This window comes from Azospirillum tabaci, from assembly GCF_014596085.1.
Taxonomy (GTDB): Bacteria; Pseudomonadota; Alphaproteobacteria; order Azospirillales; family Azospirillaceae; genus Azospirillum; species Azospirillum tabaci.
Map to the genome: position 1 here is coordinate 118,195 of NZ_JACCJY010000019.1, position 21,090 is coordinate 139,284.

General features: G+C 66.1%; 23 protein-coding genes and 2 pseudogenes. 15 read left to right on the forward strand and 10 right to left on the reverse strand.

Features of this window, described 5'->3' with window-relative positions:
* Window positions 1-4: 4 nt before the first annotated feature.
* Entirely contained in the window at window positions 5-1,063 is a 1,059-nt protein-coding gene (locus H0B54_RS17885) for a putative 2-aminoethylphosphonate ABC transporter ATP-binding protein (RefSeq protein ID WP_188261441.1), read from the reverse strand.
* A 77-nt stretch (window positions 1,064-1,140) separates the two neighbouring features.
* Entirely contained in the window at window positions 1,141-2,160 is a 1,020-nt protein-coding gene (locus tag H0B54_RS17890; protein ID WP_188261442.1) for a putative 2-aminoethylphosphonate ABC transporter substrate-binding protein, read from the reverse strand.
* A 120-nt stretch (window positions 2,161-2,280) separates the two neighbouring features.
* Here H0B54_RS17890 and H0B54_RS17895 point away from each other — a divergent pair, with 120 nt between their 5' ends.
* Window positions 2,281-2,496, forward strand: coding sequence for a hypothetical protein (locus H0B54_RS17895; RefSeq protein ID WP_188261443.1), 216 nt, complete (start codon window positions 2,281-2,283; stop codon window positions 2,494-2,496).
* Window positions 2,497-2,759: 263 nt separating this feature from the next.
* Here the strand turns inward: H0B54_RS17895 and H0B54_RS17900 are convergent, their stop codons facing one another.
* Genes H0B54_RS17900 through H0B54_RS17915 form a run of 4 tightly spaced genes read right to left on the reverse strand, consistent with a single transcriptional unit; the run spans window position 2,760 to window position 7,072 of the window.
* Window positions 2,760-4,334, reverse strand: coding sequence for a gamma-glutamyltransferase family protein (locus tag H0B54_RS17900; RefSeq protein ID WP_188261444.1), 1,575 nt, complete (start codon window positions 4,332-4,334; stop codon window positions 2,760-2,762).
* Between the two features lie 54 nt (window positions 4,335-4,388).
* Window positions 4,389-5,426, reverse strand: a complete 1,038-nt coding sequence (locus H0B54_RS17905; RefSeq protein ID WP_188261445.1) for an ABC transporter substrate-binding protein — start codon at window positions 5,424-5,426, stop codon at window positions 4,389-4,391.
* Between the two features lie 26 nt (window positions 5,427-5,452).
* Window positions 5,453-6,226 (reverse strand): ABC transporter permease, encoded by a 774-nt coding sequence (locus H0B54_RS17910; RefSeq protein ID WP_188261446.1) that lies wholly within the window; start codon window positions 6,224-6,226, stop codon window positions 5,453-5,455.
* A gap of 3 nt (window positions 6,227-6,229) precedes the next feature.
* Window positions 6,230-7,072, reverse strand: coding sequence for an ABC transporter ATP-binding protein (locus tag H0B54_RS17915; protein WP_137140062.1), 843 nt, complete (start codon window positions 7,070-7,072; stop codon window positions 6,230-6,232).
* A 233-nt stretch (window positions 7,073-7,305) separates the two neighbouring features.
* Between H0B54_RS17915 and H0B54_RS17920 the strand changes: the two genes are divergently transcribed.
* Window positions 7,306-8,010: a GntR family transcriptional regulator gene (locus tag H0B54_RS17920; RefSeq protein WP_094304797.1), complete on the forward strand. Its 705-nt coding sequence runs from the start codon at window positions 7,306-7,308 to the stop codon at window positions 8,008-8,010.
* Window positions 8,011-8,028: 18 nt separating this feature from the next.
* Here the strand turns inward: H0B54_RS17920 and H0B54_RS17925 are convergent, their stop codons facing one another.
* A complete protein-coding gene (locus tag H0B54_RS17925) occupies window positions 8,029-8,427 on the reverse strand; it encodes a nuclear transport factor 2-like protein (protein WP_188261447.1) in 399 nt (132 codons plus the stop codon).
* Between the two features lie 79 nt (window positions 8,428-8,506).
* On the opposite strand from H0B54_RS17925, the gene H0B54_RS17930 reads away from it, so the two are divergent.
* Window positions 8,507-9,742: an amidohydrolase family protein gene (locus H0B54_RS17930; protein WP_188261448.1), complete on the forward strand. Its 1,236-nt coding sequence runs from the start codon at window positions 8,507-8,509 to the stop codon at window positions 9,740-9,742.
* A gap of 193 nt (window positions 9,743-9,935) precedes the next feature.
* On the opposite strand, the gene H0B54_RS17935 is transcribed toward H0B54_RS17930, so the two are convergent.
* Window positions 9,936-11,864, reverse strand: coding sequence for a potassium transporter Kup (locus tag H0B54_RS17935; protein ID WP_246472593.1), 1,929 nt, complete (start codon window positions 11,862-11,864; stop codon window positions 9,936-9,938).
* Window positions 11,865-12,073: 209 nt separating this feature from the next.
* On the opposite strand from H0B54_RS17935, the gene H0B54_RS17940 reads away from it, so the two are divergent.
* The 11 genes and pseudogenes from H0B54_RS17940 to H0B54_RS30535 all read left to right on the forward strand — a co-directional run.
* Window positions 12,074-12,271, forward strand: a complete 198-nt coding sequence (locus H0B54_RS17940) for a hypothetical protein (RefSeq protein ID WP_188261449.1) — start codon at window positions 12,074-12,076, stop codon at window positions 12,269-12,271.
* A gap of 11 nt (window positions 12,272-12,282) precedes the next feature.
* Window positions 12,283-12,492, forward strand: a complete 210-nt coding sequence (locus H0B54_RS17945) for a hypothetical protein (protein WP_188261450.1) — start codon at window positions 12,283-12,285, stop codon at window positions 12,490-12,492.
* Window positions 12,493-12,496: 4 nt separating this feature from the next.
* A complete protein-coding gene (locus H0B54_RS17950) occupies window positions 12,497-12,793 on the forward strand; it encodes a hypothetical protein (RefSeq protein WP_188261451.1) in 297 nt (98 codons plus the stop codon).
* A gap of 211 nt (window positions 12,794-13,004) precedes the next feature.
* Window positions 13,005-13,274 (forward strand): annotated as a pseudogene (locus H0B54_RS17955) (dihydrodipicolinate synthase family protein); the annotation flags it as partial.
* 210 nt (window positions 13,275-13,484) lie between these two features.
* The gene (locus H0B54_RS17960) at window positions 13,485-13,820 is read left to right on the forward strand and encodes a hypothetical protein (RefSeq protein ID WP_211109432.1); all 336 of its coding nucleotides are present in this window, start codon (window positions 13,485-13,487) and stop codon (window positions 13,818-13,820) included.
* A 42-nt stretch (window positions 13,821-13,862) separates the two neighbouring features.
* The gene (locus H0B54_RS17965) at window positions 13,863-14,054 is read left to right on the forward strand and encodes a hypothetical protein (RefSeq protein WP_188261454.1); all 192 of its coding nucleotides are present in this window, start codon (window positions 13,863-13,865) and stop codon (window positions 14,052-14,054) included.
* Between the two features lie 329 nt (window positions 14,055-14,383).
* Entirely contained in the window at window positions 14,384-14,473 is a 90-nt protein-coding gene (locus H0B54_RS17970) for a K(+)-transporting ATPase subunit F (RefSeq protein ID WP_094304788.1), read from the forward strand.
* A gap of 10 nt (window positions 14,474-14,483) precedes the next feature.
* On the forward strand, window positions 14,484-16,193 hold the full coding sequence (gene kdpA, locus H0B54_RS17975; RefSeq protein ID WP_188261455.1) for a potassium-transporting ATPase subunit KdpA: 1,710 nt from the start codon (window positions 14,484-14,486) through the stop codon (window positions 16,191-16,193).
* Window positions 16,194-16,207: 14 nt separating this feature from the next.
* Window positions 16,208-18,328, forward strand: a complete 2,121-nt coding sequence (gene kdpB / locus H0B54_RS17980; protein ID WP_188261456.1) for a potassium-transporting ATPase subunit KdpB — start codon at window positions 16,208-16,210, stop codon at window positions 18,326-18,328.
* 23 nt (window positions 18,329-18,351) lie between these two features.
* Window positions 18,352-18,957 (forward strand): K(+)-transporting ATPase subunit C, encoded by a 606-nt coding sequence (locus H0B54_RS17985; protein WP_188261457.1) that lies wholly within the window; start codon window positions 18,352-18,354, stop codon window positions 18,955-18,957.
* An 18-nt stretch (window positions 18,958-18,975) separates the two neighbouring features.
* Window positions 18,976-19,191, forward strand: a pseudogene (locus H0B54_RS30535) (response regulator); the annotation flags it as partial.
* Window positions 19,192-19,352: 161 nt separating this feature from the next.
* Here the strand turns inward: H0B54_RS30535 and tatA are convergent.
* On the reverse strand, window positions 19,353-19,589 hold the full coding sequence (gene tatA, locus H0B54_RS17995; RefSeq protein WP_188261458.1) for a twin-arginine translocase TatA/TatE family subunit: 237 nt from the start codon (window positions 19,587-19,589) through the stop codon (window positions 19,353-19,355).
* A gap of 36 nt (window positions 19,590-19,625) precedes the next feature.
* Entirely contained in the window at window positions 19,626-20,402 is a 777-nt protein-coding gene (locus H0B54_RS18000) for a TerC family protein (RefSeq protein WP_188261459.1), read from the reverse strand.
* 148 nt (window positions 20,403-20,550) lie between these two features.
* On the opposite strand from H0B54_RS18000, the gene H0B54_RS18005 reads away from it, so the two are divergent.
* Complete coding sequence (locus H0B54_RS18005; protein ID WP_188261460.1) at window positions 20,551-20,871, forward strand: hypothetical protein; 321 nt, start codon at window positions 20,551-20,553, stop codon at window positions 20,869-20,871.
* The last annotated feature ends 219 nt before the right edge of the window (window positions 20,872-21,090 follow it).

Genomic DNA, 21,090 nt, shown 5'->3' on the forward strand with positions numbered 1-21,090 from the left:
GGGGTCACGCCACCGGATAGACGCGCAGATGCTCCGCCGGCAAGGTCACCGGCAGGCGGTCGCCGGTGGCAAGCCGGTGGTCGCGCACGAGGTTGGCCGAGAAGTCGGCGGTCAGCGGCTGCGCCCCGAACCCGTCGGCGGCCAGCCGCACCCGGTGGAACGGCCCCAGGAATTCCATGGCTTCGATGCGCATGTCGACGGTGTTCACGGGGCCGGGGCGGTGGATCACCACATCCTCCGGCCGCACGCACACGGTCACGTCGGCCCCCGGAGTCAGAGGCTGATCGCTGTGCAGATGGACCGATCCCAGACGGATACGCCCGGAGTCGTCCACCGAGCCCTTCAGGAAATTCATGGTGCCGACGAAATCGGCGATGAAGGGGGTGGCCGGCGCCCGGTAGATGGCGCCGGGCGTGCCGGTCTGGACGATCTCGCCGTGGTTCATCACCACGATGCGGTCGGCCATGGTCAGCGCTTCCTCCTGGTCGTGGGTGACCATGATGGTGGTGATGCCCAGCCGGCAATGAAGCTCGCGGATCTGCCGGCGCAGGTGCAGCCGCACCTGGGCGTCCAGCGCCGACAGCGGTTCGTCCAGCAGCAAGAGGCCCGGCGACGGCGCCAGCGCGCGGGCAAGCGCCACCCGCTGTTGCTGTCCGCCGGAAAGCTGGGAAGGGAACTTCGCGCCGATGTCCGGCAGACCGATCAGGGCGAGCAGCTCGCGCACCCGCTCCTCCTCCGCCTTGCGCTTGAGCTTCAGGCCGTAGGCGATGTTGCGGGCGACCGTCAGGTTGGGGAACAGGGCGTAGGACTGGAACACGATGCCGTAGTCGCGCGCCGACGGCGGCAGCCGCGACACGTCGCGCCCACCGATTTCCACCGTCCCTGCCGTCTGCGGGTCCAGGCCGGCGATGATGCGCAGCAAGGTGGTCTTGCCGCAGCCGGACGGCCCCAGGAAACAGACGAATTCACCCCGTTCGATGTCGAGCGAGACATCCTTGAGCGCCTGGAAGGCGCCGAAGCTCTTGACGACGTTGGAAAGGCGCAGGTACGGCGTCGCGGTCATGGCAGCCTCATATGCGTACGAACACGCTCGCCACGGCCCCCATCGGACGGGAGCCGCGGCGAGGCGGAGCGGTGGACTTACTTCGGTTCGGACTTGGCGTTGTAGCGCTTGCTCCACTCCGCCAGGATGGCGTCGCGGTTGCTGGCGGCCCAGGCGAAGTCGTTCTTCTTGATCATCGCCGCTTCGGCGTTGGCCGGGTAATTGGCGGGATAATTGCTCACCCCCTTCACCGCCGCCACGGCGTAATACTGGGTGTAGAGCTTGGCGGCCTTGTCGGTGGAGGCCCAGTCGGCCAGCTTGCGGGCGGCGTCCAGGTTCTTCGTGCCCTTGACGATCGCGGTGGCCTCCATGTCCCAGCCGGTGCCTTCGGAGGCCAGGATCACGTCGATGGGGGCACCCTTGGTCTTCTGCTGGGCGCCGGTGTATTCGATGGACAGGCCGATGGGGTATTCACCCGCCGCCGCCATCTTGCACGGCTTGGACCCGGAATGGGTGTAGACGGCGACGTTGTCGTGGAGCTTGTCCATGTACTCCCACGCCGGCTTGTCGCCCATGATCTGCATCCAGCCCGACACGGCCAGGAAGCCGGTTCCGGACGACGCCGGATTCGGCATCACCACCTGTCCCTTGTATTCCGGCTTGGCCAGGTCTGCCCAAGACTGGGGCTTGGGCAGGTTCTTCTTGCCGGCTTCCACCGTGTTGAAGCACAGCGCCGCCATCCAGGCGTCCATGCCGACCCAGGTCGGCTGGTCCTTGGCATCGCGGAATTCCGGCTTGATGGTGGCGAGGCCGGCGGGGGCGTAGCCGTCCAGCATCCCCTGCTGGTCCAGGATCATCAGGCTGGAGGCGGCCAGGCCCCAGACGACGTCGGCCTGGGGGTTGGCCTTTTCCGCAAGCAGTTTGGCGGTCACCACGCCGGTGGAATCGCGCACCCACTGGATGGTGATGTCGGGGTTGTCGGTCTCGAACGCCTTCTTGTAGGGGCCGAGCTGTTCGGGTTCGAGCGCGGTGTAGACGGTGAGCTTGGTCGCGGCGGCAGCGGTGCCGGTGGCGAGGACCACGGCGGCGGTGGTGGCTACGGCAAGTCGGAGGGTCATGGCGGCACAATGCTCCCGGATTGGCGTGAGGATCGGTTGTCGGATGCCTCGTCTTGTACCGGCGGTACCGCTGCCGCTTGCGTTAATGTTCAATGACAGCCGTCGCCGGGAGCCGCGGTGGTGGCGCACGAAGTCAAAGCGCTGGCCGCCCAGACCGCGCAGGCCGCCGCCGGGGCCCGCACCGTCGCCGGTTCCATCGACAGCGTGGCGAAGATTGTTTTGATCGCCGATCATTCGGCGGGCGCGGTGTTGGAAGCCAATCACCTCGTGACCCACAGCTTCTTGGCGTTGGAGCACGAAGTGCGGCATTTCTCTGAAACGGTGCGGAGGGCTTGAAGCGCCGGTTCCACCGGTCCTGCACTCCAAGGCAGGAACAGCCGCACGCTATCGCCGAGGCCGCGCCAGCACGAGCTGAACCCGTCGGGATGACGCAGAAGGAGCGGCAACCCGGGACATCAGCCGGCACCTCCTATCAAGTGGCAGACAACACCGAACCGCATCGCTCCTTCATGAAGACACAGGCAAAGTTCTTCATCGTGGGCCGAGGGTGGGGAAAGTCTATGCCTTTGGCATCCCAGGTGGCTGAAGTCGCTTGGGAGCTATTTGATAAAGGAACGGGCTTGAGATCGAATCGCTTTGCCTTCGCCACGCGGGTCATGGGCGCCGTGAATGGTGTCTGCATCGGTGAGGCTGATGGCCCCTGCCTGGCCGAAGATCGGCGACAAGGCCGGAAGGGGCGCCACCTCATGCCCCAGAGCGGCAAGTTCCTCGATCGCGGCCTCGCCCAGGGACGCCTCGATCTTGAGGCTGTCTCGGCTGTCGGAGAATGTCTTTCCCAGAAGGAAGCGGGGCTGGGCAAGCGCCTCCTCGGGCGTCATGCCGTAATCGATCAAGCCGGTGAGCAGCACGGAAAGGGTCTGCGGCTGGCCGTCCGCACCCTGGGTGCCGTAGAGAAGGTGGGGCTCCCCCTTGTTGAGGGCGATGCCAGGGTTCAGGGTGTAGAAGGGCCGCTTGCCGGGCTTGATCGCGTTGCGGTCGCCGGAAACGGTCGAGAACGCCGCGCCACGGTTCTGCCAGAGGATGCCGGTATCGCCAATCAGGACACCGCTGCCCCAGTCGAAGTAGGTGCTCTGCAGAACACTCGCGCAGCGCCCTTGCTCGTCGGTTGCGGCGAAGAAGACCGTGTCGCCATGGCGGTAGGGATGGGGCCACGCCAGGGCGCGCGTCGTTTCAATGGCCGAGGCCCTGCCGGCCAGACGCTGCGGGTCGAGAAAGTCCCTGGGCAATGGCTCGGAACAATCGGGATCGGCGATGAGCGGCCGGTCCAGAAACGCCTGCTTCACCGCCTCGACCAGCAGGTGGTAGCGGAGCGGGCTCGAAGGGGGCAGGGCCGCCAAGTCGAAGTGGGAGAGAATGCCCATGATCGCCAGCGTGGAAAGGCCCTGCGTCGGCGCAGGCGGGGCCAGCAGGGTCAGCCCGCGGTAGTCCAGGCTGACGGGGGCCTCTTCCCGCGTCCGGGTCGCCGCCAGATCCGCGGCACCAAGGGGAGAGCCCGCGGCGGCCAATCCCTCGGCCAACTGCCGTCCGAGCCGCCCGTCATAGAAGGACCGGCAGCCGTCCTCGGCCAGCAGGGAGAGGCTGCGGGCGAGACCGGGCTGCTTGAAGAGTTCGCCGGGGACGGCGCTGAAATGATCCGCAAAACGTCCCCAGTGCGGGATCTCGCCGCGCCGGAAATCGAACCAGAAATGTTGCGAGCGGCTGGGGACATAGCCGTCCCGGGCCTGGGCAATGGCGGGGGCGAGGAGATCGGCGAAGGGTTGGGTGCCGCCCCATTGCCCAGCGCTGTAGGCAAGCGCACGACCCCAGCTGTCGACCGCGCAGGCCGAGGTGACGGTCGAGGCGGGGCCGCGCAGGGGGATCGCAGCCTCATAGGCGGGAAGATGGCCCGCCGCCTGTCCGATGCCGAGGAAGCAGCGTTGCCGACCCTGCCGGTCCGCCACCAGCCAAATGGCGTCGCCGCCGATCCCGCAGAAATGCGGCATGACGACGGACAGGCTGGCGGCGATGGCGACCGCCGCTTCGATGGCGGTACCGCCCCTCGCCAGAACGGCGGCCCCGGCTTCGGATGCCAGGGGATGCGGGCTGGTGACCATTCCCGGCCGGGCGACGTTCATCTTTTCCCCCATGCGTGAAGCCCGGCCGCTGTTCCGGCCGGGCTTTTCCTGCGATCAGTTGGTCTTGTAGGCGAGTTTGCGGTCGGCCGGCGGCGGCAGGAACTGGCGGGTGAAGACCTGTTCCGGCTTGGGCGTGGCGGTCAGCTGGTAGCCTTCGACCATGATGCCGATCGAGCGGGCGAGGCGCGCGTCGTCCACGTCGCCAAGGCCGAGCCGCTCGACTTCGGGCGACAGGATGAGCTGCTCGTAGGAGAACTTCATGCGGGCGCGCTCAAGCTCCTCCTTGGCCAGATTGTCGTAGGCAAGGACCGCCTTCACACCGGCCTCGGCATCCACGCCGATCTCCACCGCTGCCTTGTTGACCGCGCGAACGAGGCCGGCGACGGCGTCCGGGTTTTCCTTGATCAGCTTCTGGGAAACCATCATGCCGTTGGAATAGAGGTCGAGGCCGAATTCGCCGAACAGCAGCCAGTTGTAGTCCTTGGCGGGATCCTGGCGGTTGTTGATCAGGTTGAACCAGCTGGTGATGTTGAAGACCAGGGCGCCGTCGATGTCGCCCTTGATCAGCATCGGCTCCTGCAGGTTCGGCCCCATGTTCTCGATGGCGACCTTGCCCATATCGACCTTGTTGAGCGTGCCGAGCACGGTCACGAGGCGGGTGGTCGGGGTGCCCTGGGCGCCGCCCAGCTTCTTGCCGACGAGATCGGCGGGCTTCGTGATGTTGGTCGTCTTCTTCGAAACGATCGCGAAGGGCGGCTTGTTCCAGAGCTGATAGACCATGATCGGCACATCGCCGGGGCGGGTCGCCGCGTTCTGGATGATCGCGTTGATGTCGCCGAATCCGGCGTCATAGGCACCCGACATGATGCGGGTCACGGTGGCCGCCGACCCTTCGCCCTGGTCGATGGTGACGTTCAGCCCTTCGGCCTTGAAGTAGCCCTTCTGCTGCGCCAGCAGGAAGGGAGCGTCGGAGCCCTGGGTCTTCCAGCCGAGCGTGAACTTGATGTTGGTTTCGGCCAATGCCGGTCCGCTCAGGCCCGGCCCGCTCAGACAAAGGCCGAGCGCAAGCGTCGAGAGAAGCTTTTTCAACATGGGAGGCTCCGTTTCGGGGTGAAGGTTCAGGCGGCAGCAAAGCCCTGGCGGCGGGTGGCCCAGCCGGTGACGCGCGCCTCGACCAGCGAGAAGGCGACGTAGAGCAGGATGCCGAGGGCGGCGAGCAGGAAGAGGCCGGCGAAGACCAGCGGCACGTCGAAGTTCGAGGAGGCCGTCATCATCACGTTGCCGATGCCCTTGTTGGAGGCGACGGTTTCGGACAGCACGCTGCCGACGAAGGCGAAGGTGACGGCGATCTTCAGCGAGGCGAAGAAGAAGGGCATGGTGCGGGGCAGGCCGACGTTCCAGAGGATGTCGAGCTTGCTGGCGCCGAGCGACTTCAGGACGTCCTCCAGTTCCGGCTCGGTGGTGGCGAGACCGGTCGCGATGTTGACGACGATCGGGAAAAAGCACATCGCCAGGGCGGTGAGGATGGCCGGCGTCGCGCCCGATCCGAACCACAGCACGAAGATCGGCACCACCGCGACCTTGGGGATCGAGGAGAAGCCGATCAGCAAAGGATAGACCGTGTCGTAGGCGGTGCGGGAGACGCCGATGGCCGCCCCGATGATCACCCCGACAGTGACGCCCAGGACGAAGCCGATCATCGTGGTCCAGAGGGTCTGCAGCACATGCGGCCAGAGGATGCCGAGGCGGGCAACCAGCGTCGCGAAGACCTGGCTCGGGCGGGGGAGGACCAGATCGGAGACCTGAAGGGCGAGGCAGAGGAATTCCCAGGCCGCGAAGAAGCCGAGGATGAGGATGGCCGCCCAAAGGCGACGGCGCAGTTCGTAGCTCATGGCTCAGGCTCCGCGGATGGCGGTGTCGGTGCGCGCGTCGATGATGAGGTCGCGCAGGCGCTGGTTGAGGGCGACGAAATCAGCGTCGAAGGTCATCTGGATCGTGCGCGGGCGGGGGAAGTCGACGGCGCTGTCGTTGATGATGCGGCCGGGGCGGGCGCTCATCACGCAGACGCGCGAGGCGAGGAACCCCGCTTCCTTCAGGTCGTGGGTGATGAGCAGGACGGTGGGTTTGCGCTTCAGCCACAGGGATTGCATCGTCCCCCACAGCTCCTCGCGCGTGAACTGGTCGAGCGCGCCGAACGGCTCGTCGAGCAGCAGCAGGCTCGGTTCATGGATGAGGGCGCGGCAGAGGTTCGCGCGCTGCAGCATCCCGCCCGACAGCTGCCAGGGGTAATGGCCGGCGAACTTGTCGAGCCCGACATCGGCCAGCAGGGCGTGCACCCGGTCGCGATACTCCGTCTTGCGCTTGGCGCGGTAGTCGGAGCGGAAGGGCCGCACGATCTTCAGCGGCAGCATGACGTTCCGCTCGATGGTGAGCCAGGGCAGCATGGTCGGATTCTGGAAGGCCATGCCGATGCGCAGGGCCTTGGCCGCCACCTCGCGCCCGCCGACGAGGACAGCCCCCCGGGTCGGCTGCAGCAGGCCGGCGGTCAGCCGCAGGATCGTCGACTTCCCGCAGCCCGACGGGCCGACCAGGGCGACAAATTCGCCATCGGCGATCCGAAGGTTCGTCTCCTGCAGGGCTGGAACGGCCTTGCCCGGCTTGCCGAACGAAACGGCGGCCTGCGAAAGCTCGACGGCGATGGAAGAGCGGCCTTGCTGGATGGCTTGGGATGGGGACATGCGGCGCACCTCGTGACGGACTGATCAACTGTATGCAACAGGTGCGCCAACTTTCGAGACCGGCCGCACTCCACGTCGGGGGTGACAGGCTTTTGGCAAGAAGAAGTGTGTACAATCGGTGTATGCATTTCATTTGTGCAGGGTGGTGAGGCTGTTGCATTCAAATGCGGCACTTGGCGAGTTGAATTCCCGCCTGACCTCCCTTATGCAGAGCGGAGTAGGAGAGGGCGGTGATGGCCGAGGAAAAGCGTTCGAGGAAAACCGGAGGCGACCGTGTCGCGGTGATCTGCACAGCCTTGCGGCGTGCAATCATCGAACGGGCGCTTTCGCCGGGGGACCGGCTGCCGGAGGATTCACTGGGCGAACGCTTCGGCGTCAGCCGGACCATCGCCCGCAGCGCGCTCGGGCAGTTGGCGGCGGAAGGCCTTGTCGATTTGCGCCGGAACCGCATCGCCGTGGTCGCCGTGCCATCCTTCGAGGATGCACGGGACATCTTCGACATCCGGGTCGATCTCGAGCGTCAGGTCGTCCGGCATCTGGCCGGCAAGCTGACCGAGGCCCAGGTGAAGCAGCTGAAAGCCATCGTCGAAGCCGAACATCAGGCCCGGCATGGCGCCGAGGGGATTTCGATCCGCCTTGCCACGGAATTCCATGTCCGGCTGGCGGAAATGACCGGCAAGCCCGTTCTGATCCGCTATGTGACGGAGATCTGCTACCGCGCGGGATTGTCCCTGGCGGTCTTCAGCCGGCCCCATTCGTCCGAATGCGCGGTCAATGAGCATCTGGAACTGATCGAGGCGATCCGGACCGGCCCCGCCGACAAGGCCTGCGCCCTTATGGATGACCATTTGGAAGCCGTGGCCTCCCGCGCGCTGCTGCAAAGCTCGGGCGCCAGGAGCCGTGACCTCATGGATATTCTGGCGCCCTACACCGAATAAGGGCGCCAGGATTCGAGGTCAGCGGGCGCAGGACGGATCGAGGATCCATTCGGCGCTGTCGTTCCAGACATCGGTTTCGACGATCAGACCGTCCCGCACCACGAAGCGGTCGACATAGCGGTTGTTGTCGAAGGGCGTGCCGTCCGGCCAGGCGCCATACAGGTAGCCGAGGCTGTAGACGATGGTTTCCGTCTCGCCCGGCACCACGTCGTAGCGCTCGATCCGCTTCTTCACCCACTTGTAGCGGGCGGCGTTGAAGCCGGTCGGTCCGCTCGGCGTATCGAAAACGCGATGCCCGGTAAAGCGGCAGATGAATCCCGGGGCCACATATTTCGCCGCGCGCACGGGATCGGGGGCCATGGAGGCATCCAGGTAATCCTTCACGGCCTGCAGATCGCGTTCGGTCATCTCACTCATTGGGAACTCCGCAAGTGTCGTCATGCTGGCACCGAAAGTGCATACGATTCATGCATGCAAATGTCACGCCGGATCTGAGATGCCCCAGAACCAGATTTTCGACCTCCTCTTGCGCAACACCCGCCTAAGGGGAGGGCAAGCCCTGCAAGACATCGCGGTCAGACAGGGAAAGATCGCCGCGATCGGCCCTGCCTTGGCCGGGACCGCTGTCCTTGAGGAGGACATCGGTGGGCGCCTCGTCCTGCCGGGGCTGGTCGATACGCACATCCATCTCGACAAGTCCTGCCTGCTCTGCCGATGCCGCGATGCCGGCGGCGGACTCAAGGAGGCAATCGCCGCGGTGTCCCGCCTGAAAAGGGATTTCACGATCGAGGATGTCTACGAGCGCGGCGCCCGCACCCTGGAGCGGGCGATCACGCAGGGCACCATGCACATGCGGGCCCATGTGGAACTCGATCCGCTGGTCGGTCTGCGCAGTTTCGAGGCCATGAAGCGGCTCAAGCGGGATTATGCCTTCGCCATCGATCTGTCGATCTGCGTCTTCCCGCAGGAGGGGATGACCCACGATCCGGCTGTCGAACAGCTGCTGGTCCAGGCCCTGGCGGAGGGGGCCGACCTCCTGGGAGGCTGCCCTTACACCGATGTCGATCCTTCGCTGCAGATGAAGCGGATATTCGCCCTGGCGGTCGCGCATGACGTCGATCTCGATTTTCATCTGGATTTCGATCTCGACCCCAGCTGGTCCCATCTCGAGGAGATCTGCCGGCGGACGGTGGCGGCGGGCTGGCAGGGGCGGGTCGCCGTCGGCCATGCCACCAAGCTCGCGGCCATCGATGATGCCGCGCTGGAGCGGATGACCGCAATCCTGGCCGATGCCGGAGTGGGTGTGACGGCCTTGCCCGCGACGGATCTCTATCTCAACGGGCGCGATGTCAACCATCGGGCCCCACGCGGGGTGGCGCCGGTTCATCGGCTGGCGGAGGGCGGCGTCGCCGTCTCGGTCGCGACCAACAATGTCCTGAATCCCTTCACGCCCTTTGGCGATGGTTCGCTGATCCGGATGGGCAATCTCTATGCGAACCTCATGCATCTGGGGCCTGAGAGCTTCGGCGATTGCCTCGATATGATCTCGACTGGGGCCGCCCGACTGATGCGGATCGCGGATTATGGTATCGCGGTCGGCGGACAGGCGGACATGATCGTGCTCGACGCCGAAGACGAGGCCGACGCCTTCGGCGGGTTGGCCGCGCCCCTCATGGGGTTCAAGCGCGGCCGCAAGAGCTTTGTCAGACCTGCGGCAATGCTGGTGAGGTAGCGGGCGCCCCCGCCACCAGCGTCAGGGATCGGAGCTTGCCGAGTTCCGTCGCGCGGGCAGAAGCCGCGGCAATGGCTTGGGGCATCAGTCCCGTCAAGCCGGTTGGCCTGGAGGATTTTGACCGCCTGACGCTGGCGCTGCTCGTCACCCCGCAGATCGACGTGACACCGGCGAGCCATCGTTTCGAGGAGGGTCAGATCTCGATCTGTGTTCCGAGCTCGACCACTTGTCCGGGCGGCAGCTTGAAGAAGCGCGTCGCATCCCCGCTCAGGGCATGAAGCATGATGAACACGTGTTCACGCGATCGCGGCAACGCCGGGTTCTTGGACGGGATGAGCGTCTCCCGGCTGAGAAAGTAGGAGACTTCCATTGGCTCAATCGCCAGCCCTTGCGAGCGACAGGCCTGAAGCATGGCCGGAACGTCGGGGTCCTCCATGAATCCGTAGCGCGCGAGCACCGTATGGAAACCTTTGCCGAGCCGCTCGACCGTCACGCGCTCCTCCTCGGCAACCCTCGGCTCTTCCTCGACATCGACCTTCATGAGAATGACCCGCTCGTGAAGAACCATGTTGTGCTTGAGGTTGTGCAGGAGCGCTGCGGGAACCGTCGTCAGATCGCGGGTCATGTACACCGCCGTCCGAGCCGTCCGGACCGGCAGCCGCTCCGAACGGGACAGAAGGTCGGCGACCGGGAGGGCATCCTGGAAGCGGCGCTGGTGCAGGGTGGCACGGCCCCTGATCCAGGTCGAGATCATGAACCAGACCAGCCCGGCGATGAGCAGCGGCACCCAACCGCCATGCAGGACCTTCAGCAGGTTCGCCCCGAAGAAGGCGAGGTCCATCGACAGGAATCCCGCCACCAGCAGGAGCGCCAGATGCTTGCCCATACGGCCGTACCGCCTCGCCACCTCGTAACCGAGAAGCGTGGTCACGATCATCGTTCCGGTCACGGCGATCCCGTAGGCGGCCGCCAGATTGGTGGATGACCCGAATCCCAGCACCAGCGCGATCACCGAAGCCAGCATCAGCCAGTTGAGGGCGGGCACGTAAACCTGGCCGATCTCGGCTTCGGAGGTGTGCAGGACCTGGAGGCGGGGCAGGTAGCCAAGGCGCACGGCTTGGTTGGCCAGGGAGAACGCGCCGGAGATGACCGCCTGCGCCGCGATGACGGCGGCGGCCGTGGCGAGCAGCAGCAGGGGAATGAGCGCCCAGTCGGGGGCAAGCAGGTAAAAGGGGTTCTCGATGGCTTCCGGATGGGCGATCAGCAGGCCGCCCTGGCCGAAGTAGTTCAGGATCAGGGCCGGCCAGACCAGAGCGAACCAAACCTTCCGGATCGGCTCCCGGCCGAAGTGGCCCATATCGGCATACAGCGCCTCCGCGCCGGTCACGCACAGGACGACGGCGCCGAAGACCAGCAGCCCCGTCCAGCCCTGTTCGGCCAGGAACAGAATGGCATGGTGCGGCGAGATGGCCGACAACACGACCGGCGTCACGACAATCTGCGCAGCGCCGAGCAGCGCCAGCGTCAGGAACCAGACGAGCATCACCGGACCGAACATCCGGCCGACCCCGGCCGTTCCGAAACGCTGGACGGCGAAGAGCGCGGCCAGGACGGTCAGTGTCAGGGGCAGCACCCAGGTCATGAGGGCCGGGGAGGCCACTTTCAGCCCCTCGATGGCGCCGAGGACGGAGATGGCCGGTGTGATCACAGCATCTCCGTAGAACAGCGCGGCGCCCAGGATGCCGAGGGTCAGGATGGTGGCCGACCGTACCCCTCCCTGGCGGCGGCGGAGCGCCAGGGCGGTGAGCGCGAGCACGCCGCCTTCCCCCTTGTTGTCGGCGCGCATCACGAAGATGACGTACTTGACGGTGACGACCAGCAGGACCGTCCAGAAGATCAAGGACAGTGCGCCGAGCACGTGGGTGCGATCGGGTGTGATGCCGCCTTGGATGAAGATTTCGCGCAACGTGTATAGCGGACTGGTCCCGATGTCGCCGTACACAATGCCAAGCGCTCCCAGAAGGAGAGCGGCGCCCGGAGACCCCTGATCGCTGCCGGTGCGGTTGTGAAGGCGTTCACGTGTCATTGCGCTCTCGGCTTTCTCCGTGGGAGTGCTGCGCATGATTCTGTCTCGTCAACCCGTTGCCGTTGGACGTCCCTGATCGCTCCTGAACGCCGTCCAGTGATCTACAGAGTGTGCGGCACGCTGTCTATCGCCGCAGGGAACCGGCCGTCCGGCCACTTAAGGCACGGTTTCCAACGCACCGCACCGAGGCGGGTTGCGATGTCGAGGCAAGACGCTGCGATGAGCAGGACGATGGTGGGCGGATCATGCCTGTCGTGACGCCGATTGCCGAAATCAGCCCTCAATCGTGGCGGACCGGCCGGCGCGAAACCGTCGCCGTCTTCCTGGCTGTAGTTTCAGAGGTTGCATCATGGCATCCTGAAGCCCGGCATGTGCTTTACCTCAAACGAACATCATCGATTTTATATGCCGAATGGGCCTTCTTTCAGGGCGATCAACCCTGAAGGAGACACACATGCCGAGCGCGACCATCGTGGTCGAACGCCTGCACGACTTCCGCTGGCCGATGGATGGCCACCGGGTGATCACCATGGACGAGTGCGCAGCGAACCCGCGTGCCGTCCCGACGGGCTCGACGTTGGTGAATCTGTGTCGAAACGGGTACCTGTCGCGGGGCTACTACTGCTCCCTGGGAGGGGTCGGCCTGAGACGCCACCGGATCTGATCACATGCTTCATCGTGCCATCATTCTGCTGGCGCCGCTGCTGGCCGGGGCCTGCGGCACCGTTCAGGGCTCCGGCGCCTCGCCCGGCGAACCGGTTCCGACGTTGTGGCGGATGACGTCCGGCCTCGCGTCCTGCACGCCGCGATCCCAGGTCGCTTTCGCCGCGTTCGGCCTGGAAGGCTGCATCACACCATCGTTGTCCGTGGCGCCGCGTAGCCGCAGGATCCTGTTGCGACCGAACCATTTCAACCTCAATGAACACTTGGCAGCAGGGGCATCCATGGGGGAGGCCGTGGAGTGAAATCCAGCTCTCTGGGCGCTCGGAATGACAATGAGTTTCCGCATGCTCCGGTGTCGATCGAGCGCACCAAGGTCGACCGTTTGATCCCGGCGTGAGGTTGGAAGAGGAGGACTGGCACTCGACGCCAGGAAAAATGGAAGCCGGCGCATCAACATGCTCTCCAAGGCGCATGGATTTTGTATGAGCATCTGACCAACCGCCGCGTTGCGGCGCCCTCTCGGGAGATGACGCCACCGTGCTCGGCTGTCTTGCCCAAGGCGGTGATGGCTGCATCTCGATGACCTCGACTGTGTTGCCGGGCCTGTGCGTTCGCATGCACACCGCATTCCCAAACGGTGACATCGCGGAAGCGCAGACCACCGCCCTCGCGCTGACCCCGCTGGTGAACGCGCAGTTCGTTGAAAGCAACCCGGTGCCGGTGAAGCACGCCTTGAACACGCTGGGATGGATAACCGAACGCGGTGCGGCTGCCGCTTTGTGAAGCCGGCCGGGAGACCCCTGGAGCCATCGCCTATGCCCTGAGCCGGCTCGGCTTCGAGGTGGCTTGACCCATTCCAAAGGAGACCACCGTGCGAAGGAGAAATCCGACCGACGGAACCGATGCGATGTGGAGTGCTCCGTCGTGTCCCGTGCCACCGGTGTGGGATCAGGAACGCGAGATGAGAGATCTTTGAGACGCGGGTTCAAGGCGATGCGAACCGTCACGGGCTGCATCGTCAACAGTCCATCGGTCACCGCCGCGCTGCTGACCCTGGCGGGAGGCACCGTGGGTCTCGTCCGTTTCCTGTGGCCCGATCAGCTCTCGGGTCGGCAGGCCATGGTGCTGCTGAGCTGGTTGGCGTGGGCGGGCTTGGTCGCCGTTCTTCTTCATCGGCCGCCTCGGATCACCGGCCGCCCGGCGCGGCTGGAAACGATAGCCATTCGGCGTTTCGTGGCGCGCCTGGACGCCCCCGCCCGTATAGCCCGTCTATATTCCACGCTCTTCGCGCGCCCCATCGCTTTCATATGGGCAACGGCCTTCTTCTAGGAAGTCGGCACCGACCGTCTTCATGATGGCTGTGAGGGCTCCATGCTTTCGAAACTGAACCACACCGTGTTCGACCGGCGCAGCGGACGGCTGACCTTCTTGGAAAAGCTGTCGGCGTCGGAAGAGGCGTTTCCCACGCCCGGCGAGGTGTTCGGCGAAATGGCGATCACCATCGTCGTGTTCCTGGCGATCGGGCTGCTGGCGAATGTGCTGAGCAACATACCTGGGCTGTAATGTAACCCACGGCTGCTCGGTACGGGCGGCCGCAGCCCATCGGGCGACTTCGGCGTATATGGAATCTATACGCGCCGAGCGTTCCTTCCCCCATCGAATCTATATGCGCTTCCGGCGCATCGTCGCCAAGCCGGACAGGCCTCCCACCCCGCGATCGTCGGGCGAAGGGCCCGTCCGCGCCTGCGCCGCAGCTCCGCTCGCAACAGCGTCGGAGCGCGCCCTTGGGAGACCAATCATGCACGACCTTCTTGCCCTGGTGATCACCGTCGGCTTCTTCGCCGGATCGATTGCCTACGTTCACGCTTGCGACCGGTTGTGAGGAGACATCCATGATCCTCGATTACACGCTGGCCGGTCTCGTGACCGCCGGCCTCCTGGCGTATCTCGTCTACGCCCTGATCCGTCCCGAACGGTTCTGAGGACCTCCCCATGACCGTCAACGGCTGGATTCAAATCCTGGTCTTCATCGCCCTGGTGGTCGCCGTGGCGCGGCCCTTGGGCGGCTTCATGACCGGCGTCTTCAACGGCGAGCGCAATTTTCTGTCCCCGGTGCTCGGGCCGGTCGAGCGTGGCCTTTACCGCATCGCCGGTGTGGACGCCAAGGCGGAGCAGCACTGGCTGACCTACGCCGTGTCCATGCTGCTGTTCAGCGTGGCCGGCATGCTGCTGCTCTACCTGATGCAGCGCGTCCAGGGCGTTCTGCCCCTGAACCCCACGGGCGTGGGGGCGGTGCCCGCCGATCTCGCCTTCAACACCGCCGCCAGCTTCACCACCAACACGAACTGGCAGAACTATGGTGGCGAAAGCACGATGAGCCATCTCGTGCAGATGGCCGGGCTGACCGTGCAGAACTTCGTCTCGGCGGCCACCGGCATCGCGCTTGCCGTGGCGCTGGTGCGCGGCTTTGCCCGCGCCTCGGCCCGCACGGTGGGCAACTTCTGGGTCGACCTGACCCGTGCCACCCTCTACCTCCTGCTGCCGATCTGCATTCTCTACGCGCTGTTCCTGGTGTGGCAGGGCGTGCCGCAGACCCTGGCCGGAACGGTGGACGCCACCACACTGGAGGGGGTGAAGCAGACCATCGCGCTGGGTCCCGTCGCCTCGCAGGAAGCGATCAAGATGCTGGGCACCAACGGCGGCGGCTTCTTCAACGCCAACTCCGCCCATCCCTTCGAGAATCCGAACGCCCTGACCAATCTGGTGCAGATGCTGTCGATCTTCGCCATCGGAGCCGGGCTGACCAACCTGTTCGGGCGCATGGTCGGCGACGAGCGGCAGGGTTGGGCGATCCTCGCCGCCATGGGCGTGCTGTTCGTCATCGGCGTGACGGTGGCCTACTGGGCGGAGGCCCAGGGCAACCCGGCCTTCGCCGCCTTCGGCGTCGACGGTTCGGCGGGCAACATGGAGGGTAAGGAGACCCGCTTCGGCGTCGCCATGAGCGCGCTCTTCGCGGTGGTCACCACGGCGGCCTCCTGCGGGGCGGTCAACGCCATGCACGACAGCTTCATGCCTCTGGGCGGCATGGTGCCGATGGTCAACATGATGCTGGGCGAGATCATCGTCGGCGGCGTCGGCGCCGGGCTCTACGGCATGCTGCTGTTCGCGATCGTCACCATGTTCGTCGCCGGGCTGATGGTCGGGCGCACGCCGGAGTATCTGGGCAAGAAGCTGGAGGCGAAGGAGGTCAAGATGACCATGCTCGCCGTGCTCTGCCTGCCGCTGATGATGCTGGGCGGCACGGCCTTCGCCGTGGTGCTCGACACCGGCACCGCGTCGATGGCCAACGCCGGTCCGCACGGCTTTTCGGAGGCGCTCTACGCCTATGTCTCGGCGGCGGCCAACAACGGCAGCGCCTTCGGCGGGCTGACCGGCAACACCCTCTGGTACAACCTGACGCTCGCCGCCGGCATGCTGGTGGGCCGCTTCCTGGTCATCGTGCCGATGCTGGCCATCGCCGGGTCTCTGGCGGCCAAGACGCGCGCCCCGGCGTCCGTCGGGACCTTCCCCACCCACGACGGGCTGTTCGTCGGGCTGCTGGTCGGCGTCATCCTGATCGTCGGCGGCCTCACCTTCTTCCCGGCCCTCGCCCTCGGACCCGTCGTCGAGCATCTCGCGATGAACGCCGGCACCCTCTTCTGATCGGGACCACCCCCATGGAAGCCATAAGCAAGAAAACCGGCCGGTCGCAGGCAAGCACGCTTCTCGATCCGGTCATCCTCGGTCCGGCGGTGGGACAGTCCTTCCGCAAGCTCGACCCGCGTCTGATGGCGCGCAACCCGGTGATGTTCTGCGTCGAGGTGGTCGCCGTCCTGACCACCGTCCTGCTGCTGCGCGACGTGGCGGCCGGGCAGACCGGCATCGGGTTCGGCGTGCAGATCGTTCTGTGGCTGTGGTTCACGCTGCTCTTCGCCAACTTCGCCGAGGCGGTGGCGGAAGGGCGCGGCAAGGCCCAAGCGGCCAGCCTGCGCAAGACCAGAACCGAAACCAGCGCGCGGCTGCTCGGCACCGACGGCAAGGTCGTCCAACTCGTCCCCGCCACCCGCCTGAAGCCGGGCGACCTCGTGCTGGTGCAGGCCGGCGACCTTATTCCCTCCGACGGCGAGGTGGTGGAGGGCGTGGCCTCCGTCAACGAGGCGGCGATCACCGGTGAATCCGCCCCGGTCATCCGGGAATCCGGCGGCGACCGCTCCGCCGTGACCGGCGGCACCCAGGTGATCTCCGACTGGATCAAGGTGCGCATCACGGCGGCCCAGGGCAACACCTTCCTCGACCGCATGATCGGGCTGGTGGAGGGCGCGCAACGGCAGAAGACGCCCAACGAGATCGCCCTGAACATTCTGCTGGCCGGCATGACCATCATCTTCGTCATCGCCGTGGCGACCATCCCCAGCTTCGCCGCCTACGCCGGCGGTTCGGTGGGGGTGCTGGTCCTGGCGGCGCTGTTCGTCACGCTGATCCCGACCACCATCGGCGCGCTGCTGTCGGCCATCGGCATCGCCGGCATGGACCGTCTGGTGCGCTTCAACGTGCTCGCCATGTCGGGCCGTGCGGTGGAGGCGGCGGGCGACGTGGACACGCTGCTGCTCGACAAGACCGGCACCATCACGCTGGGCAACCGCCAGGCGGCGGAGTTCCTGCCGATCTCCGGCGTGGCCGACCGCGATCTGGCCGACGCCGCCCAGCTCGCCTCGCTGGCCGACGAGACGCCGGAAGGCCGCTCCATCGTCGTTCTGGCGAAGGAGAAGTACGGCATCCGCGCCCGCGACATGGCCGGGCTGCACGCCCAGTTCGTGCCCTTCGCCGCCCAGACGCGGCTGAGCGGCATCGACAGCGACGGCCTGACCATCCGCAAGGGCGCGGTGGACGCGGTGCTGGCTCATGTCCGGAGCCTCGGGCACAACATTGCCGCCCAGGGCAACACGGTCACCGCCCTCCGTTCCGATCCCACGGCGGACGCGGCGGCACGCGAGGTGCAGGCCATCGCGGAGCGCATCGCCAAGTCCGGCGGCACGCCGCTGGCCGTCGCCCGCGACGGCAAGCTGCTCGGCGTCATCCATCTGAAGGACATCGTCAAGGGCGGCATCCGGGAGCGCTTCGCGGCGCTGCGCCAGATGGGCATCAAGACGGTGATGATCACCGGCGACAACGCCATGACCGCCGCCGCCATCGCGGCGGAGGCCGGGGTGGACGATTTCCTGGCCCAGGCGACGCCGGAGATGAAGCTGCGGCTGATCCGCGACGAGCAGGCGCGGGGCAAGCTGGTCGCCATGTGCGGCGACGGCACCAACGACGCCCCGGCGCTGGCCCAGGCCGACGTCGGCGTGGCGATGAACAGCGGCACGGTCGCGGCCCGCGAGGCCGGCAACATGGTGGATCTGGACAGCGACCCGACCAAGCTGATCGAGATCGTGGAGATCGGCAAGCAGTTGCTGATGACCCGCGGCGCGTTGACCACCTTCTCCATCGCCAACGACGTGGCGAAGTACTTCGCCATCATCCCCGCCATGTTCCTGGCCTTCTACCCGCAGCTGGGCGCCCTGAACGTGATGAACCTCGCGAGTCCGGAGAGCGCCATCCTGTCGGCGATCATCTTCAACGCCCTGATCATCGTGGCGCTGATCCCGCTGGCGCTGAAGGGGGTGCGCTACCGCGCGGTCGGGGCCGGCGCGCTGCTGCGCCGGAACCTGCTGATTTACGGGCTGGGCGGCCTGGTGGTGCCCTTCGCCGGCATCAAGGCGATCGACATGGTCATCACCGCCATCGGCCTCGTTTGAAGAGCGTGAGGGAAATGGACATCATGCTGAAGGAACTGCGTCCCGCGCTGGTGATGACCGCCGCCTTGACGGTCATCACCGGCCTCGTCTACCCCCTGGCCATCACCGGCGTTGCCCAGACCGTCTTCCCCCGTCAGGCGAACGGCAGTCTGATCGAGCGCGGCGGGGCCGTGATCGGATCGGAGCTGATCGGCCAACCCTTCGCCGGCGAGCGCTATTTCCAGCCGCGCCCGTCGGCGACCAGCGGCCCCGACCCGGCTGACCCGTCCAAAACGGCGTCCCAGCCCTACAACGCCGCCAGTTCCAGCGGTTCCAACCTTGGACCGACCTCCAAGGCTCTGGCTGAGCGGGTCCAGGCGGAAACCGAACGGCTCAAGGCGGAGAATCCCGGCGTGCCGGTTCCGGTGGAACTGGTGACGACCTCGGGCAGCGGCCTCGATCCCGACCTCTCGCCGACCGCCGCCGATTTCCAGGTCCCGCGCGTCGCCAGGGCGCGCGGCATGACCGAGGACGCGGTCCGCCGGCTGGTCGCCGCCAACACCACGCCGCGCACACTGGGGTTCCTGGGAGAACCCACGGTCAACGTCCTGAAGCTCAACCTCGCCCTCGACGGGGCCGCCGGACGCTAGAGGCTCAAGGCAACCGCCATGCGCAACACAGGTTCACGCCGTCTCGTCGTCGACGGCGATCCCGCCATTCGGTTCCACCTGCGAAAGGTTCCAACCAATGAGGGCTACGCCGCCGTCCTATCGGCGGACGGCGAACCGGTGTTGTGCATGGTGGCGGAGTCGTCACCGGATCTCATGCTTCTCGACCTCGATCCGCCCGACAGGGAGGGGATCGGCGTGATGGACGCGATCCGCACCTTGCGCCGGACGATCGAAGCCGATCCCGAGCGGGGAAGATGGGAGTCCGCTTGGGTTTGCCTTCGAGACCGTCCGGCATGCGGTGCGGGTGCCTCTGGTGGATACCAAGACGCCCCTGGATGGGTTGGCTGCCGAGAGCAGCGCCGAACGGGAAACCTTCAGACGTCGGTTCCTGGACGCTTGCCGACCTCATGCGGAGGCGCCGCGGCCCCGCGGGCGTCGTTCCCTGCGGTGGTGCCCGGCGTGTCGTCCTCGTTCCACCCGGCCTTGAAGCTCCGGACGCTCTTGCCGAGATCGCCCATGACCTGCGGCAGCTTGCCCACCCCGAAGATGATCACGACGATCAGCAGCAGGATCAGGATTTCCCAAACGCTCAGCCCCACAGGCGCCCCCATGTCCAATCCATGAACCAGTCCATCAGGCCTCGGCCGTCATTTGGCCGACTGCTCCCGCGCCTTGGCCGGCGCCGGGCGCTCACGCTTCCGTTTGGCCCGCCTGGACAGCAGATTAAGCCCCTCGATCAAGGCTGAAAAGGCCATGGCGGCGTAAATGTAACCCTTAGGGACATGCGCTCCGAAACCTTCCGCGATCAGCGTCGTGCCGATCAGCAGCAGGAAGCCCAGCGCCAGCATCACCACCGTCGGGTTGGCGTTGATGAAGTTCGCCAGGGGGGTGGCCGCGAACAGCATGACGGCGACGGTGACCACGACGGCAACCACCATGATGGGGACGTGCTCGGTCATTCCGACGGCGGTGATGATGCTGTCGATGGAGAACACGAGATCAAGCAGCAGAATCTGGCCGATGACCGCCGCGAAACTCACCGTCGGCGCCCTGGTGTCGAACAGGTCGGGGTTGGGGTCCGGGTCGACGTTGTGGTGGATCTCCTTGGTCGCTTTCCAGACCAGGAACAGGCCGCCGGCGATCAGGATCATGTCCCGCCAGGACAGGCCCTTGCCGAACAGGCTGATGACCGGTTCGGTCAACTGCACGATGACGGCGACAAGGCTGAGCAGACCAAGGCGCAGCAGCATGGCGGCGCCGATGCCGATCCGTCGGGCCCGCTCGCGCTGGTGTTCCGGCAGTTTGTTGGTCAGGATGGAGATGAAGATCAGGTTGTCGATGCCGAGCACGACCTCCATCGCGATCAGTGTAGCGAGCGCGGCCCAAACAGCGGGGTCGGCGGCCAGTGCCAGCAAGCCGTCCATCAACGGGTATCCTTTGGTCAGGGTGATTGGAACAGGGCGAACGGCCGGTTGGAGACCAGCGGGGAGGTTCCACACATCATCCCACCGGCGATGCGCGGCTTGCCCGGCGGGCTCCCATATGCTTGAGGCATCAAGTTCGGTATCGGCGATGACCCGTCAAGACGCATTCGGCCCCTTCATTGAACATCTTGGCGCGCTCACCAGTGCCGTCGCCAATCCGGTCACCGGCCTGGCGATCGCCGTGTTGGCGGTGCTGATCGTCCGACGGCAGCGCCTTTTGCTTGCCGCCGTGGCGGTCGGCACCGCAGAGGGGGCTTTGATGTCGCTGCTTGGTGTCGCCCACGTTGGCGTCGTCGCGGCCTGCACCACCGGAGCGGCTGGCTCGGTTCTGCAAGCCTTGGTCATCTGGCCATTCGCACACACCGTACGGCGCCTCAGCCGGCGTATTTTACGACCACCGGAAGCCTGAAGGTCGAAAGCCGGCGTGGCAAGGAAGCCGGCTTCCGGCCATGGTTCAGAGTTCCTCGTCGTCGCCGAAGCCGGGATCTTCATCCCACGCTGACGCTTCGGGTTCGGCGGTCGGTTCCGGTTCCGCGGCGTTCGCCTCGCCACCGGAAAAGGCGCTGGACAGCGCGCTGCCGATCAGCATGCCGCCGGCCACGCCCATGGCGGTCTGCATGGCGCCGGC

Bases quoted from the DNA above. Each gene is read 5' to 3' on its own strand.
- H0B54_RS17885 (WP_188261441.1), bottom strand. From the start codon at position 1,063: ATGACCGCGACGCCGTACCTGCGCCTTTCCAACGTCGTCAAGAGCTTC.
- H0B54_RS17890 (WP_188261442.1), bottom strand. From the start codon at position 2,160: ATGACCCTCCGACTTGCCGTAGCCACCACCGCCGCCGTGGTCCTCGCC.
- H0B54_RS17900 (WP_188261444.1), bottom strand. From the start codon at position 4,334: ATGAACGTCGCCCGGCCGGGAATGGTCACCAGCCCGCATCCCCTGGCA.
- H0B54_RS17905 (WP_188261445.1), bottom strand. From the start codon at position 5,426: ATGTTGAAAAAGCTTCTCTCGACGCTTGCGCTCGGCCTTTGTCTGAGC.
- H0B54_RS17910 (WP_188261446.1), bottom strand. From the start codon at position 6,226: ATGAGCTACGAACTGCGCCGTCGCCTTTGGGCGGCCATCCTCATCCTC.
- H0B54_RS17915 (WP_137140062.1), bottom strand. From the start codon at position 7,072: ATGTCCCCATCCCAAGCCATCCAGCAAGGCCGCTCTTCCATCGCCGTC.
- H0B54_RS17920 (WP_094304797.1), top strand. From the start codon at position 7,306: ATGGCCGAGGAAAAGCGTTCGAGGAAAACCGGAGGCGACCGTGTCGCG.
- H0B54_RS17925 (WP_188261447.1), bottom strand. From the start codon at position 8,427: ATGAGTGAGATGACCGAACGCGATCTGCAGGCCGTGAAGGATTACCTG.
- H0B54_RS17930 (WP_188261448.1), top strand. From the start codon at position 8,507: ATGCCCCAGAACCAGATTTTCGACCTCCTCTTGCGCAACACCCGCCTA.
- H0B54_RS17935 (WP_246472593.1), bottom strand. From the start codon at position 11,864: ATGCGCAGCACTCCCACGGAGAAAGCCGAGAGCGCAATGACACGTGAA.
- H0B54_RS17940 (WP_188261449.1), top strand. From the start codon at position 12,074: ATGCCTGTCGTGACGCCGATTGCCGAAATCAGCCCTCAATCGTGGCGG.
- H0B54_RS17945 (WP_188261450.1), top strand. From the start codon at position 12,283: ATGCCGAGCGCGACCATCGTGGTCGAACGCCTGCACGACTTCCGCTGG.
- H0B54_RS17950 (WP_188261451.1), top strand. From the start codon at position 12,497: ATGCTTCATCGTGCCATCATTCTGCTGGCGCCGCTGCTGGCCGGGGCC.
- H0B54_RS17960 (WP_211109432.1), top strand. From the start codon at position 13,485: ATGCGAACCGTCACGGGCTGCATCGTCAACAGTCCATCGGTCACCGCC.
- H0B54_RS17965 (WP_188261454.1), top strand. From the start codon at position 13,863: ATGCTTTCGAAACTGAACCACACCGTGTTCGACCGGCGCAGCGGACGG.
- H0B54_RS17970 (WP_094304788.1), top strand. From the start codon at position 14,384: ATGATCCTCGATTACACGCTGGCCGGTCTCGTGACCGCCGGCCTCCTG.
- kdpA (WP_188261455.1), top strand. From the start codon at position 14,484: ATGACCGTCAACGGCTGGATTCAAATCCTGGTCTTCATCGCCCTGGTG.
- kdpB (WP_188261456.1), top strand. From the start codon at position 16,208: ATGGAAGCCATAAGCAAGAAAACCGGCCGGTCGCAGGCAAGCACGCTT.
- H0B54_RS17985 (WP_188261457.1), top strand. From the start codon at position 18,352: ATGCTGAAGGAACTGCGTCCCGCGCTGGTGATGACCGCCGCCTTGACG.
- tatA (WP_188261458.1), bottom strand. From the start codon at position 19,589: ATGGGGGCGCCTGTGGGGCTGAGCGTTTGGGAAATCCTGATCCTGCTG.
- H0B54_RS18000 (WP_188261459.1), bottom strand. From the start codon at position 20,402: ATGGACGGCTTGCTGGCACTGGCCGCCGACCCCGCTGTTTGGGCCGCG.
- H0B54_RS18005 (WP_188261460.1), top strand. From the start codon at position 20,551: ATGACCCGTCAAGACGCATTCGGCCCCTTCATTGAACATCTTGGCGCG.